The organism is Methylobacterium sp. E-065 (assembly GCF_022829605.1).
GTDB lineage: Bacteria > Pseudomonadota > Alphaproteobacteria > Rhizobiales > Beijerinckiaceae > Methylobacterium.
Genome location: NZ_JAKSYD010000149.1, coordinates 1 through 14,038, shown reverse-complemented (window position 1 = coordinate 14,038; position 14,038 = coordinate 1). Strand labels below are relative to the sequence as shown.

The window sequence follows — 14,038 nt, the reverse complement described above, 5'->3', positions numbered from 1 at the left end:
AATTGGAGGGCACGAACGTCCCAGCAAGTGCACGTCGCATGGTCGTGGTCGATCAATCCGTGGGCAGATGACGGGTCAAGGAAAAGGTTCCCTGTTAAGCTTATCTGGCACAGTCCTTGAATAGCGGCGTTCGACCGCGGGCCATCCCGAGCCTGTGGGCGACCCCGCCAGGGTCGCTCGCGGATTGGGTGACGGCAACGGTTCCCAGGCATTTCCAAGGGGGCGTCGCCCATGAAGATCGTGATGGCCATCATCAAGCCGTTCAAGCTGGAGGAGGTGCGCGACGCGCTCACCGGAATCGGCGTGCACGGCCTGACGGTGACGGAGGTGAAGGGGTATGGCCGGCAGAAGGGCCACACCGAGATCTACCGCGGCGCGGAATACGCGGTGAGCTTCCTGCCCAAGCTGAAGATCGAGGTCGCCGTCGCCTCGGACCTGACGTCGAGCGTCATCGACGCCATCGCGGGAGCGGCCCGCACCGGCCAGATCGGTGATGGCAAGATCTTCGTGATGCCGCTCGAGAAGGCCGTGCGCATCCGGACCGGCGAGACCGACGCCGACGCGCTCTGATCCGCGGCCCGGCGCGCCCGGGCCCGCAGAGTCCAGACTTTCTGAAACGATACGGATTTGAGACCGGGAGCCACGTGCCCATGAAACTTCGTCACGCCCTCATGCTCGGCTTGGGAGGGGCGGCCATCGCCGCCATCCTGATCGAGCCGTCGCTTGCACAGACGCCGACGCCGGAAGCCGCCTCGCCGCCGCCGTCCCCGATCCCCAACAAGGGCGACACCGCCTGGATGCTGATCTCCTCGGCCCTCGTGCTGATGATGGCGGTGCCGGGCCTCGCGCTGTTCTATGGCGGCCTCGTGCGCACCAAGAACATGCTCTCGGTGCTGACCCAGGTTTTCGCGATCGTGTCGATCGTCGGCCTGCTCTGGGTGTTCTATGGCTACAGCCTCGCCTTCACCAACGGCGGCGGCATCAACGACTTCGTTGGCGGATTCTCGAAGGCCTTCCTCAAGGGGATCGACGCCAACTCCACCGTGGCGACCTTCTCCAACGGCGTCGTGATCCCCGAATACGTCTATCTGTGCTTCCAGATGACCTTCGCGATGATCACCCCGGCGCTGATCGTCGGCGCCTTCGCGGAGCGGATGAAGTTCTCCGCCCTGGTGGTGTTCACGATCCTCTGGGTCACGCTCATCTACTTCCCGATGGCCCACATGGTTTGGTACTGGGGCGGCCCGGATGCGGTCGGCAACGCCGCCAAGGCGCTCGCTGCTGCCACTGACGACGCCTCCAAGGCCACCGCTCAGGCAGCGCTGGATGCGGTCAATAAGGATGCCGGCTTCCTGTTCCAGAAGGGCGCCCTCGACTTCGCCGGCGGCACTGTGGTGCACATCAACGCCGGAATCGCGGGCTTCGTCGGATGCCTGATCATGGGCAAGCGTATCGGCTACGGCCGCGACCTGCTCGCCCCGCACTCCCTGACCATGACGATGATCGGCGCCTCGCTGCTGTGGGTCGGCTGGTTCGGCTTCAACGCAGGCTCGAACCTCGAGTCCAACGGCACGGCGGCGCTGGCCATGCTGAACACCTTCGTGGCGACTTGCGGCGCCGCGGTGGCGTGGCTGTTCGCCGAGTGGGCGCTCAAGGGCAAGCCGTCGCTGCTGGGCATGCTCTCGGGCGCGATCGCCGGCCTCGTGGCCGTCACCCCGGCCTCCGGCTTTGCCGGCCCGATGGGCTCGATCGTGCTTGGCCTCGTCGCCGGCGTGGTCTGCTTCGTGATGTGCTCGACGGTGAAGAACGCGCTCGGCTACGACGACTCGCTCGACGTGTTCGGCGTGCACTGCATCGGCGGCATCCTGGGCGCGTTGGCGACCGGCATCTTGGTCGATCCGAACCTCGGCGGCGTCGGCATCCCCGACTACACCTCCAAGCCGGGCGAGTTGGCGGTCGGTGCCTACGACATGATGGGCCAGCTCATCATCCAGGCCGAAGCGGTCGGCCTGACCCTGCTGTGGTCGGGCATTGGCTCGGCGATCCTCTACAAGCTCGTTGACCTGACGATCGGCCTGCGGGTGACCCAGGAAGAGGAGCGCGAGGGCCTCGACATCGCCGATCACGGCGAGCGCGCCTACAACTACTAAGGACATGTGGCGCGGCCCTGCGGGGCCGCGTCTGTCAAACGCGAAAACCCCGGCTCGAGAGGGCCAGGGTTTTTTTGATTTTACCAAGCGACGTAAGAGCGGTCAGCGCGTGGTCCGCGTCTTACGCCGCCTGTGTCAGCGCCGCCTTCTCCTCGGAGTAAGCCCAGTCGAGCCAGGGCGTCAGCGCCTTCAGATCCGACGTCTCCACCGTGGCGCCGCACCAGATCCGTAAACCTGCCGGGGCATCGCGGTAGGCGCCTATATCGAAGGCGACGCCCTCCCGCTCCAGCCGCGCCACGAGTCCCGCCGCGAAGGTCGAGACCGCTGCGTCGCCCCGGGCAAGCACGTCCGGATCGGCGATCACGAGGCAGACGCCCGTGTTCGAGTAGGTCGCCGGATCGACCGCCAGCGGCGCGATCCAGGGGGTTCGCGCCACCCAATCGTAGATCGCCTTGGCGTTGGCATTGGCCCGGGCGTGCAGCGCCGTCAGGCCGCCGATCCCCTCGGCCCAGGTCAGGGTGTCGAGGTAATCCTCCACCGCCAGCATGGAGGGCGTGTTGATCGTGTCGCCCTTGAAGATGCCCTCGATGAGCTTGCCGTCCTTCGCCAGGCGGAACACCTTCGGCAGCGGCCAGGACGGCGAGTGGCTCTCCAGGCGGGCCACGGCGCGCGGCGACAGGATCAGCATGCCATGCGCGGCCTCGCCGCCCATCACCTTCTGCCAGGAGAAGGTCACGACATCGAGCTTGTCCCAGGTCAGCGGCTGCGCGAAGGCCGCCGAGGTGGCATCGCAGATCGTCAGTCCCTCGCGGTCGGCGGCGATCCAGTCGCCGTCCGGCACCTTCACGCCGGCCGCGGTGCCGTTCCAGGTGAAGACCAGATCGCTGTGCCGGGTATCGATCGCCGCGAGGTCGGGCAGCACGCCGTAGGGCGTCTGGTGGATGCGGGGCGCGATCTTGAGCTGCTTCAGCGCATCGGTGACCCACTCCTTGCCGAAAGCTTCCCAGGCCGCGACCTCGACGGGCTTCGGCCCGAGCATCGTCCACATCGCCATCTCGACGGCGCCGGTGTCCGAGGCCGGCACGATGCCGATCCGATAGTCGGCGGGCACCTGCAGGACCGAGCGCGTCAGGTCGATCGCCCGGGCGAGCTTGGCCTTGCCGAGGGGGGAGCGGTGCGACCGGCCCAAGGCTGCGTCGGCCAGGGCGGCCGGGGTCCAGCCCGGACGCTTGGCGCAGGGGCCGGAGGAGAAATGCGGCACGCGCGGGCGCTGCGTGGGGCGGGTGGTCATCGCGAATCCATCCTGGCAGAGGGGCATTCCTCGCGGGGGAGGAAATCCCGAACTCGCGCATGCGCCGAAACCCGGCGTCTGGCAAGCGTTTGCCAGCGCTGCGATTCCCACGGGGTGACCCCGGCCGGGACAGGCAGTCCCGGAGCGCGGAACAGTCGATTAAGCCTGGCCCGTTAGGCTTAATGCTGTGCCGCGTAGCGTTTGAGGTACATCGATGTCTATGCACAGCGCCGCGATACTGGCGGTCTGGTCTGCTCTGCTTGTGGTTATTGGAGCCTTAACGGCCCACATCGCGCTCCCGTATCGCCTGCGGCGGCCGATGCGGCAGCCCCTGCAGCGCGATCCGTTGGATTACGACCGGGACGGTCCTGTGATCGATCTTGAGGCGGCCTGACGTGCGCCGGCGAGGTCGGGCCGCCGCTCGGCGGTGAGGCGCTCGGCCTCGTCCCGCCGCCAGCGGGCAATGGCGGCGTGGTTGCCGCCGGAGAGCACGTCGGGGATCGCGCGGCCCTCCCAGTCCCGGGGCCGCGTGTAGTGCGGGTATTCGAGGAGTCCGCCCTCGAAACTCTCTTCGACGCCGGATTGCACCTTGCCCATCACGCCGGGCAGGAGCCGCACGCAGGCGTCGAGCACCACCAGGGCGGCGATCTCGCCCCCCGAGAGCACGTAATCGCCGATCGAGACCTCCTCCAGGCCGCGCCCGGCGATCACCCGCTCGTCCACCCCCTCGAACCGGCCGCAGACGATCAGCGCGCCGGGGCCTTCCGCGAGGGTGCGCACCCGCGCCTGGGTCAGGGGCCGGCCGCGGGGGGACATCAGCAGGCGTGGGCGCGGGTCGTCGGGCGGGCTCGCGGCGTCGATGGCGGCGGCCAGGACATCGCAGCGCAGGACCATGCCGGCGCCGCCACCGGCTGGGGTGTCGTCTACCGCCCGGTGCCGGCCGAGCCCGTGCTCGCGGATGTTGCGGGCCTCCAGGCTCCAGGTGCCGCGCGTCAGAGCATCGCCCGAGAGCGAGACGCCCAGCGGGCCCGGGAACATCTCCGGGTAGAGGGTGAGGATCGTGGTCCGCCAGGGCGTGTCCGTGTGCGTCATGGCGCTTGATCGCGCGCCGGGTGCGGCACGGTCAACGCCACCGGCACCGATCCGGCCCGCGGGCTGTTACCGGCCATGATCCGAATCCTGACCCACGTCCCGGCCCTGTTGTCCCTCGTGCTCGCCGGACCGGTCTGCGCGGCCGGACCGCTCGCACCTGCGGGCGCTCCGGCCGACGCCTTTCCGAAGCCCGACCGGCCGGTGGCCGAGATCGTCGCACCGCGCTGGTCCTCGGAATCCGCGCGCGACAAGGCCGGCGAGTTCACCGAGGTCGCCAGGGCTATGGGCTTCGCCCCGGGTGAGACGGTGGCGGATATCGGCGCGGGCAGTGGCTACTACGTGGTCCGGCTGAGCCCGCTGGTTGGCCCGGGCGGCCGGGTGCTCGCCGAGGACGTCACGCCGGATTACCTCACCGCCCTGGAGACACGGGTGAAGGACCTCGCCAACGTCACCGTGGTCCGGGGCGAGCCGCACGATCCGCGCCTGCCCCCGGCCTCCGTGGATGCGGCGATCCTCGTGCACATGTACCACGAGATCACCCAGCCCTTCGGCCTGCTCTACAATCTCGCCGCGGCGATGCACCCGGGCGGTCGCGTCGGCATCGTCGACGCCGACGATATCCCGTCCCGCCACGGCACCCCTCCGGCGCTCCTGCGCTGCGAACTCACTGCCGCAGGGTATCGCGAGACCGGGTTTCACCCGTTGAAGGATGGCGCCTACCTCGCGGTGTTTTCGGCACCCGCGACCGATCGAAGGCCGTCACCCGAAACGATCCGGCCCTGCCGGGACGGGGCGACGCGGCGGTAGCAGCTGCCGGGGGGATCGCTGTCCTGGGACGCGTACGGCGCAGGACTTCACGCTTTCTCAGCCCAAGGTTGTCAGCATCGCGGCCCCGTCGCCCACGATGCAGGCCGCCGCATGCTCCTCGGACTCTGGCTCGATCAACCGCTCTGGGCGATCTTCGCGGTTTTGGCCCTCCTGTTCGGCGTCCTCAGCGCAATCCTGTACGGACTCTCACACCTGCGCCGGACGCGTCCGATGATGCGCCACCTCGGTGCCGGCATGGTGCCCACCTATTTCACCGCCCTGGCAACCCTGCTGGCCCTTTTGACCGGCTTCGTGGCCAACGATGCCTGGGAGCGCCAGCGCGCGGCCTCGCGCGCCCTCCAGGCTGAGCGCGCCGACGCCCTAGCGCTCTACGATCTCAGCCTCGCCTCGACCTCCGACATGCGCAACATCCGGTCAGCCCTCGCGGCCTATCTCGACGCGGTGATCGAACGGGAATGGCCGCGGATGAGCGAGGGCGGCTACGCGCCGGAAGCCGGGGCCGGGTTACGGCGACTTCTGGAGACGGTGTCGGATCCGAAGATCACCACGGAGGCGGGCGCGCCAACCCATGCCGCACTTCTCAGCGCCGCCATGGCGCTGCGGGGTGACCGCGGCGAACGGCTGGCGCTCAGCCAGACCGCGAGCGACGGGACCAAGTGGCTCACCCTGCTGATCCTGGCGGCGCTCACCCTGGTAGCCCTGGGGCTCGTTCACACGGAACACCCGGCTGCTCAGGCGACGGTGCTGATGACCTTCTCGCTGGCAATGGTCACCACCCTCGGCCTGATCGCCCTGCACGAGCGCCCCTTCGACGGGCCGCTGGCGATGAGCGCAGAGCCGCTGGTGATCGCCCGGGCCGCCGTGGTGGCGCCGGCGCCCTGAGCAGGGTCCGCAAAAGTGGCTGCCGGTTTTCCGACGGAAACCGGCTTCGAGATCAGCCCGGATCGTCGGTCGGTTTCTCGCCCGGCGGCGCGAACAGATCGTCCGGCGCCACCACGGTGACGCGGCGCTGCGCCACGTCGAGCACGGGCACGAAGGCCCTGGTGAAGGGGAGGAGCGCCGTCGCGCCGCCGTTCGGCGGGCGCAGTTCCAGAAGGTCGCCACCGCCGTAATTGGGGACGGCCACGATCGTCCCGATGACCGTGCCGGCTTCGTCCAAAGCCGTGGCGCCGATCAGATCGGCGGCATAGACCTCGTCCTCGTCCTCGGGGGCGCTCAGGCGGTCGCGCGGAATGAACAGGGCGACGCGGTTCAGCGCCTCGGCCGCAGTCCGTCCGGAAACACCCTTCACCCGGGCGATCAGCATGTCGGGGGATGTGCCGGGGGCGACGCGTACCTCGGCGAGCGTCAGGCTGCGCCCGTCCGCGGTCAGCAGGGTACCGTAGCTGGCGATCGCCCGCGGCTCTGCCGTGTAGGATTTGAGGCGAACCTCGCCGGTAAGCCCATGTGCCCGCCCGAACTCGCCCAACAGGACGAGGTTCGAATCGGTGGGCGGGGCGGCCGGCTTCGGGGCCGGCGCCTTGGGCGAAGTCGCGGCGTCGGGCGCGATCGCGGCGTTCACGCGGCTCCGGCGGCCGCCGTCGCGGGGGGAGGGACCTGCGGGGCGGCGCGCCATGGTGAAGCGCCTTACGCCGCAGCGTCCTCGGCGGGGGCGGCGGCCTTCTCGGCGCGCTTGGCGGCACGCTCCTTGGCCTTCTCGCCCGGCTCGGCCTTCTGCGGGTTGTTGCGCGTCGGGCGCTTGGCGAGGCCGGCCTGATCAAGGAAGCGCAGGACCCGGTCGGTCGGCTGCGCGCCCTTGGCGAGCCAGCTCTGGATCTTCTCGTTGTCGAGCACGATGCGCGCCGGATCGTCCTTGGCCTTCATCGGGTCGTAGGCGCCGACCTTGTCGATGAAGCGGCCGTCGCGGGGGGCGCGGGCGTCGGCGACAACGATGCGGTAGTAGGGGCGCTTCTTCGCGCCGCCGCGGGTGAGACGAATCTTAAGGGCCATTTTCTTACGACTTTCTCTCGGTGTCGGTCGCCGACTCGTGCGTCGCTGCGATCGACTGATGGTGCCGGATGACTTCCTTGACCACGAAGGCCAGAAATTTCTCGGCGAAATCGGGGTCGAGATTGGCATCGACCGCGAGTTTGCGGAGCCGGGCGACCTGACGGGCCTCCCGGTCCGGATCGGAAGGGGGGATCCCCTTTCGGGCCTTGAGCTCGCCGACCCGCTGCGTGCAGCGGAAGCGCTCGGCGAGCAGATGAATCAGCGCGGCATCGAAGTTGTCGATGCTGTCGCGCAGGCGCGCGAGTTCGGGATCGACGGCCTGTGCCGCGAGCACGCTCATTTCTTCTTCCCCGGCATGATCCCACCGAGACCCGGCAGCTTCGGACCGCCCAGGCCCGGAAGCCCCGGTATCTTGGGCATGCCGCCCCCGCCGAGGCCCGGCGGCATCGGCGGCAGCTTGCCGCCGAACTGCTTCTCGATCTGGGCTATCTGCTCCGGCGTCGGCTCCGGCATGCCGGGGGGCAGGCCGGGCATGCCGCCCATGCCGCCCCCGCCCATCCCGCCACCGCCGAGGCCGAACATCGAGCCGAGCGCCTGCCCGATCCCGCGTTTCCCGGAGCCCATCGCCTTCATCATGTCGGCCATGGTCCGGTGCATCTTCAGGAGCTTGTTGATCTCCGAGACGTCCACGCCTGAACCCGCCGCGATGCGCTTCTTGCGGCTGTTCTTGAGCAGATCGGGGTTCTTGCGCTCCTGTGGGGTCATCGACGAGATGATCGCCCGCTGGCGCTTGAACATGTTCTCGTCGAGGTTGGCGCCCTCGACCTGCTTCTTGATCGCGCCCATGCCGGGCAGCATGCCCATCAGGCCGCCGATGCCGCCCATCTTCTCCATTTGGGCGAGCTGCATGGACAGGTCTTCGAGATCGAACTTGCCCTTGCGCATCTTCTCCGCGGTGCGGAGCGCCTGCTCGTGGTCGATGGTCTCGGCGGCCTTCTCGACCAGCGAGACGATGTCGCCCATGCCGAGGATGCGGTTGGCGACGCGGGACGGGTGGAACTCCTCCAGCGCATCGACCTTCTCGCCGACGCCGACGAGCTTGATCGGCTTCCCGGTGACGGCGCGCATCGAGAGCGCCGCGCCACCGCGGGAATCGCCGTCCATGCGGGTCAGCACGATGCCGGTGACGCCGAGCCGCTCGTCGAAGGCCCGGGCGGTGTTGACTGCGTCCTGGCCGGTGAGCGCGTCGGCGACCAGCAGCACCTCGTGGGGCCGCGTCGCGGCCTTCACCTCGGCGGCCTCGGCCATCAGGGCCTCGTCCACCGTGGTGCGGCCGGCGGTGTCGAGCATGACCACGTCGAAGCCGCCGAGTCGGGCCGCTTCCATGGCGCGCTTGGCGATCTGCACCGCCGACTGGCCGGCCACGATCGGCAAGCTCTCGACGCCGACCTGCTTGGCCAGCACCGCGAGCTGCTCCATGGCGGCTGGGCGGCGGGTGTCGAGGGAGGCAAGCAGCACCTTGCGCTTGTCGCGCTCGGAGAGGCGGCGGGCGATTTTGGCGGTGGTGGTGGTCTTGCCCGAGCCCTGCAGGCCGACCATCAGGATCGGCACCGGGGCGGGGGCGTTGAGATCTACGGTCTCGGCATCGGTGCCGAGCATCGCCACGAGCTCGTCGTTGACGATCTTCACGACCATCTGGCCGGGCGTCACCGACTTGAGCACGACGGCGCCGACCGCCTTCTCCTTCACCTTATCGGTGAAGCCGCGCACCACTTCGAGGGCGACGTCGGCCTCCAGCAGAGCCCGGCGCACCTCGCGCATGGCGGCGGTGACGTCGGCCTCGGTGAGCGCACCGCGGCGCGTCAGTCCCGAGAGGATGCCGGAGAGGCGATCGGACAGGCCTTCGAACATGCTCTGAACCCGCGCTTACTGTTCGAGCCCGGCGCGCTCGACCCGGCGCGCCTGGAGATCGGCCTCGAAGCTGCGGACAGCCTTGGCGAACTTGTCTCGGCAATCCGGGTTGCAGAACCCCACCACGGCACCGTTGTAGAGCGTCAGCGAGTCGGCCGAGATCGGCTTGCCCGACCATGGGCAGGTCTCGTTGATCGCGTCCTCGATGTTCAACGCTTCTTGATCTCGCGTCATGGGACTGCCTCGGCCGGCGGATCCCGCCATCGCCAATCAGCCAACACTCATCGCGCCCGAGGGCGCACACGCGCTGTCGGGCGTTGACCTCCGGTCTCACGGGACCGGTCGGCTTGGCATCGGTCGATCTGCTACGGATCGGGAGCGCGCGGCGTAGCCGCGCTGGCCGGTAAAGTCAATTTCCGGGTTGCGGCCTCTGTCGTGCCGACCGCCCCCTTTTACCGATCGTTAAGCATGTTCCGATTGTCTACGAGGCGAATTCGTTCAGGACGCCGCCCCATGTCGGAACCCGCCCGCTCCCTGCCGCCCGAGTCCAGCGGCCGCCCCGCGCCCGGGCCGCTTCGGGACTGGCTCTCGGCGATGAAGACTCACAGCCCGGCCGACGCAGCGCGCCCGGATCCGAAGGCCGGACCCGGTGCCGCCGAGACCGCGTGGTCGCCGCGGGTTGTGGCGCCCGCCGGGCCGTCGCAGGCAGCCGAGACCGAGGATGCCGACATCTCCGAGCTGATGGCCGAGAACCTGATGCTGAAGGCCAAGCTCCGCCTGGAGGCCGAGCATCAGGACCAACTGCAGGCGCTGCTCGCGGAGGAGATCCGCACCCTGCGTGCGCATATCCAGGATGAGATCGGCTCCCTCGACGATCTGCGGGCGGAACAGGCGGAGATCCGCGCGGAGCGTGAGCGCTTCAAGACCGAGCGCGCAGCGATGCAGACCGAGCGCGAGCGGGCTGCGGGCGAGCGTTCCGCCCTGGTGGCCGAGCGTGACGCCCTGCGGGAGGAGCGCGACGTGTGGCGCGCCCGGACCGAAGCTTTGGCCCAGCCGCTGTTCCAGATGCAGAAGCGCTGAGCCTTAAAAAGCCGAAGGGCCACCCGTGAGGGTGGCCCTTCCATTGCCGAACCATGTCGTCCGGCGGAACTGTCCCGAAATCGGGTCTCTAGCGCGTCTTAGAACGACACGCTGGAGGCGACGGTCCAGGTCCGATGAGCCGAGACACACGGCTGATGACAATGAGACACTGGATCACCTCCTTTCGTTCGTTGCGGATGAAGGCAAGGTAGGTGGTGCGAGCCGGCTTGTGAAGCCCCGCGCCTGCGCCCGTTTGTCCTCCCGAAATCTGCACTTCACGGGCCCGCGCTTTCCCGCATCGGCCGGCGGGCGTATGACGGGGCATCCCGCCCGCAGCCCGAGCCGCCTTGAACGCGCCCTTCACCAACCCGCCGCGTCCCGCCGACGAGGCTGCCCTCGATCCCGACGCGATGCGCCAGCCGCTCGGGAACGCGTGGTACTGCGTCGGCCAGTCCCGTAACCTCGGCAAGGCCGGCAGCAAGGCGGGTCTGCGCGCGGTTGAGCTGAACGGCGAGCAGATCGTGCTCGGCCGCGCCCCGGACGGTGCCCCCTTCGCGCTGAGGGATCGTTGCCCCCACCGTGGCATGGCCTTGTCCAAGGGCCGGTTCGACGGCGACTCGCTCATGTGCCCGTTCCACGGCTGGCGCTTCGGCACGGATGGGCGTTGCCGCGACGTCCCGACCCTATCGGAGCATGACGTCGCCGATTTCTCGCGCATCCAGGTCCAGCGTTTCCCGATCCGCGAGAGTGCCGGCTTCCTGTGGGTCAACCCCCATATCGGCCCGGCCGGTGGCGACATCGCCGCTTTACCCGAGCTCGATTTCACGCCGGCCGGATCCCTGGTGGTCGAACTCGTGGTCGAGGCTTCCTTCGATCTCACGACGCTGAGCCTCGTCGATCCCGGCCATGTCGCCTTCGTCCACGATTCGTGGTGGTTCCGACCGTCGAAGCAGCTCCGCGAGAAGGTGAAGACCTTCCAGCCGGTCCCCCACGGCTTCGTCATGACCAGTCACGCCACCACGACGAGTTCCCCGGTCTACCGGCTGCTCGGGGGTGTGCCGGAGGTCGAGATCGAGTTCCGCCTGCCGGGCGTGCGCCTGGAGCGGATCCGTGCGGGCGAGAAGCGCGTGGCGAACTACACCTTCGCGACGCCGCTCACGCCTGACCGGACGCTGCTCACCAACGCCCTCTACTGGAGCATGCCGGCGCTGAACCTGCTGAAGCCGGTCGCCCGCCCGCTGATGCGGCAGTTCCTGACCCAGGACCAGCAGGTGCTCCAGCAGGCGCAGGACGGTCTCGATCGCAAGCCGACCATGGTGCTGTTCGGCCAGGGCGATCTGCCGTCGCAATGGTATTTCCGCCTGAAGCGCGAGGCGCTCGAAGCGGCCCGCGACGAACGCGCGTTCACGAACCCACTGGAGCGCAAGGAGTTGCGCTGGCGCTCCTGAGCGCGTCGCCGGCGCGGCTCCGCTCATTGTCCATTCCTGTGCGTTTTCAGGCTGGCGTGCGCGCTCTGCCGAGACAGACAAGCTATGTAGCCCTTAGCCCGCTGTGCGGGGCGGGTTGGCGCGCGGACCGCGATCGACTGAACCCGCGTCGTATCCGAGCCGGATATATGGATCCGTCCGCCCACCGTGAGGTTTAGGTGAACCGTGGATTGGACGCGCGATCAGATTGATCGAGGCCCGAATTTAAGATCCTATTAACCATACACAGAGCAATAATATCCGCGCAGAACCTCTTATCGAGACTCTTCGCACCGATGCCTCGCTTCTTCATCGATCTTCACGACGGCTCGCAGCCGGTCCGCGATGACGTCGGCTTCGAGCTGCCGGACTTGCCGGCCGCCCGCGCCAAGGTCACCCGGATCATGTCGGCGATCGCTCGCGACATGCTGCCGGATGTCGAGCGCCAGGATTACGTCGCCTGCGTGCGTGACGGCGTCGGCAAGGTCGTCTTCCGGGCGCGCCTGTCCCTGGCCGCCGAGGCGGTGGACTGAGGCTCGCCGTCGCAAGGCAGAGAACTTGACCGGCGCGCGCCACCCGCCATCTCCGGGGGTATGAAACGGCGAAGCCTGCTTACGGTCGCGAGTGCGGCCACGGTGATGACGCTCGGCGGCGTCGGTTATGCCGCCCACCGGCGCGGTCGGAACCCCTATTATCGCGGCCCGGTCTCGGACCATTTCGACGGGCTGCGCTTCTTCCTGCCGGACCAGGCGACCGACAAATCGCTGCCCGACGTGCTTCGCTGGCAGGCCAAGCGGGCGCGGGAGCCCTGGCCGGCGAGCTTCCCAAGCTCCTTTCCGGCGGATCGGCCGCCCGAGCGCGTCGGCGGCCTGAGGGTCGTGCTGATCGGCCATGCGAGCTACCTCGTGCAGGTCGCCGGCCGGAACATCCTGATCGATCCGGTCTTCGCCAAGCGCGCGAGTCCGGTCCGCTTCGCCGGGCCGAAGCGGGTCAATCCGCCGGGCATCGCCTTCGCCGACCTGCCGCCGATCGATGCGGTGTTGATCACCCACAACCACTACGACCATCTCGACGGGCCGGGCGTCGCGCGGATCTGGCAGGCGCATCAGCCGCTGATCGTCGCGCCGCTCGGCAACGACGCGATCCTGCGCGGCTTCGACGACACGATGCACGTTGAGACCCGCGACTGGGGCCAGTCGGTCGATCTCGGCGACGGGCTGCAGGTCCATCTGACACCGGCCAACCACTGGTCGGCCCGGGGCGTCCGGGATCGGCGGATGGCGCTGTGGTGCGCCTTCGTGATCACCTCGCCCCGGGGCGTGCATTATCACGTCGGCGACACGGGCTTCGGCGACGGGGCCCTGTTCCGGGACATCCGCACCCGCTTCGGGCCGCCCCGGCTGGCGACCCTGCCGATCGGCGCCTACGAGCCGCGCTGGTTCATGCGTGCGCAGCACATCGACCCCGCCGAGGCCGTGCAGGCCTTCCGCCTCCTCGGCGCCGAGCAGGCGCTCGGCCACCATTGGGGCACGTTCCAGCTCACCGATGAGGGCGTCGAGCGGCCCGTGGAGGCGTTGAACGCGGCGCTCGGAGCCGCCGGTCTCTTGCCGGAGCGGTTCCTGGCTCTTAGACCCGGGCAGGTCTGGCAGGCCTGAGAGCAGCGCCGCCAGATGCCGCCCAATTGGGCATGATGCGTGCATGATACTGTATGCAGCATGGGGTCACGGTGGGGAGAACGCCGTTGCGCGCCTGGAGAGCGGGCGCCGCTCCATGCGGCGCATCCGCTTCCAGCCGAGAGACACGATGGACCTGATCAAGCCGACACGCCGCTCGCTGATGGTGGGAGGCGCGGCACTGGCCGCCTTGGGAGCCCCGGGCCGGGCCGGCGCGCAGGGCGGGACGCCGGGCAGCCTGACCTACGGCATCTCGATGACCGACCTGCCGCTCACCACCGGCCAGCCGGACCGGGGCGCCGGCGGCTACCAGTTCACCGGCCTGACCCTGTACGATCCACTGGTCGCCTGGGAGCTCGACGTCGCCGACCGTCCCGGCAAGATGGTGCCCGGGCTTGCCACGTCCTGGGAGGTCGATAAGGCCGACCCGAAGGTCTGGACCTTCCACTTGCGCGACGGCGTGACGTTCCACGACGGCTCGGCCTTCGATGCCGACGCGGTGATCTGGAACTTCGACAAGGTGCTCAACAAGGAGGCGCCGCAGTTCGACCAGCGGCA

General features: G+C 68.8%; 16 protein-coding genes. 9 read left to right on the top strand and 7 right to left on the bottom strand.

Features of this window, described 5'->3' with window-relative positions:
* The first annotated feature begins 231 nt into the window (after nt 1-231).
* Together MKK84_RS19690 and MKK84_RS19685 are read left to right on the top strand one after the other, a co-directional pair.
* Complete coding sequence (locus MKK84_RS19690; protein ID WP_010683623.1) at nt 232-570, top strand: P-II family nitrogen regulator; 339 nt, start codon at nt 232-234, stop codon at nt 568-570.
* Nucleotides 571-650: 80 nt separating this feature from the next.
* Entirely contained in the window at nt 651-2,150 is a 1,500-nt protein-coding gene (locus MKK84_RS19685; protein ID WP_243922695.1) for an ammonium transporter, read from the top strand.
* 121 nt (nt 2,151-2,271) lie between these two features.
* Here MKK84_RS19685 and MKK84_RS19680 read toward each other — a convergent pair whose 3' ends face one another.
* Complete coding sequence (locus MKK84_RS19680) at nt 2,272-3,441, bottom strand: phosphoserine transaminase (RefSeq protein WP_243922693.1); 1,170 nt, start codon at nt 3,439-3,441, stop codon at nt 2,272-2,274.
* Nucleotides 3,442-3,792: 351 nt separating this feature from the next.
* Complete coding sequence (gene trmD, locus MKK84_RS19675; protein ID WP_243922691.1) at nt 3,793-4,533, bottom strand: tRNA (guanosine(37)-N1)-methyltransferase TrmD; 741 nt, start codon at nt 4,531-4,533, stop codon at nt 3,793-3,795.
* 75 nt (nt 4,534-4,608) lie between these two features.
* Between trmD and MKK84_RS19670 the strand changes: the two genes are divergently transcribed.
* Nucleotides 4,609-5,340 carry a class I SAM-dependent methyltransferase gene (locus MKK84_RS19670; protein ID WP_243922689.1) on the top strand — a complete coding sequence of 244 codons (732 nt, stop codon included), beginning with the start codon at nt 4,609-4,611 and terminating at the stop codon, nt 5,338-5,340.
* A gap of 111 nt (nt 5,341-5,451) precedes the next feature.
* On the top strand, nt 5,452-6,243 hold the full coding sequence (locus tag MKK84_RS19665) for a DUF4239 domain-containing protein (protein WP_243922687.1): 792 nt from the start codon (nt 5,452-5,454) through the stop codon (nt 6,241-6,243).
* 52 nt (nt 6,244-6,295) lie between these two features.
* On the opposite strand, the gene rimM is transcribed toward MKK84_RS19665, so the two are convergent.
* From rimM to MKK84_RS19640, 5 genes are read right to left on the bottom strand one after another with little or no spacing between them, the layout of a single operon-like run.
* Nucleotides 6,296-6,976, bottom strand: coding sequence for a ribosome maturation factor RimM (rimM, locus tag MKK84_RS19660; protein ID WP_243922685.1), 681 nt, complete (start codon nt 6,974-6,976; stop codon nt 6,296-6,298).
* A gap of 11 nt (nt 6,977-6,987) precedes the next feature.
* The gene (gene rpsP / locus MKK84_RS19655; RefSeq protein WP_020092607.1) at nt 6,988-7,350 is read right to left on the bottom strand and encodes a 30S ribosomal protein S16; all 363 of its coding nucleotides are present in this window, start codon (nt 7,348-7,350) and stop codon (nt 6,988-6,990) included.
* Between the two features lie 4 nt (nt 7,351-7,354).
* Complete coding sequence (locus MKK84_RS19650; protein ID WP_243922683.1) at nt 7,355-7,690, bottom strand: chorismate mutase; 336 nt, start codon at nt 7,688-7,690, stop codon at nt 7,355-7,357.
* Entirely contained in the window at nt 7,687-9,261 is a 1,575-nt protein-coding gene (ffh, locus tag MKK84_RS19645) for a signal recognition particle protein (RefSeq protein ID WP_243922680.1), read from the bottom strand. Before ffh ends, MKK84_RS19650 begins: the two co-directional genes overlap by 4 nt.
* Before the next feature lie 15 nt (nt 9,262-9,276).
* A complete protein-coding gene (locus tag MKK84_RS19640; RefSeq protein ID WP_243922678.1) occupies nt 9,277-9,495 on the bottom strand; it encodes a glutathione S-transferase in 219 nt (72 codons plus the stop codon).
* A 279-nt stretch (nt 9,496-9,774) separates the two neighbouring features.
* On the opposite strand from MKK84_RS19640, the gene MKK84_RS19635 reads away from it, so the two are divergent.
* From MKK84_RS19635 to MKK84_RS19615, 5 genes are all read left to right on the top strand, one after another.
* Nucleotides 9,775-10,341: an ATPase gene (locus MKK84_RS19635; protein WP_243922676.1), complete on the top strand. Its 567-nt coding sequence runs from the start codon at nt 9,775-9,777 to the stop codon at nt 10,339-10,341.
* A gap of 410 nt (nt 10,342-10,751) precedes the next feature.
* Entirely contained in the window at nt 10,752-11,789 is a 1,038-nt protein-coding gene (locus tag MKK84_RS19630; RefSeq protein WP_243922867.1) for an aromatic ring-hydroxylating oxygenase subunit alpha, read from the top strand.
* A 314-nt stretch (nt 11,790-12,103) separates the two neighbouring features.
* Nucleotides 12,104-12,340 (top strand): DUF6894 family protein, encoded by a 237-nt coding sequence (locus tag MKK84_RS19625; protein WP_243922674.1) that lies wholly within the window; start codon nt 12,104-12,106, stop codon nt 12,338-12,340.
* A gap of 60 nt (nt 12,341-12,400) precedes the next feature.
* Nucleotides 12,401-13,462 carry an MBL fold metallo-hydrolase gene (locus MKK84_RS19620; protein ID WP_243922672.1) on the top strand — a complete coding sequence of 354 codons (1,062 nt, stop codon included), beginning with the start codon at nt 12,401-12,403 and terminating at the stop codon, nt 13,460-13,462.
* A gap of 148 nt (nt 13,463-13,610) precedes the next feature.
* A partial coding sequence (locus MKK84_RS19615) for an ABC transporter substrate-binding protein (protein WP_243922671.1) occupies nt 13,611-14,038 on the top strand: 428 nt, incomplete at its 3' end.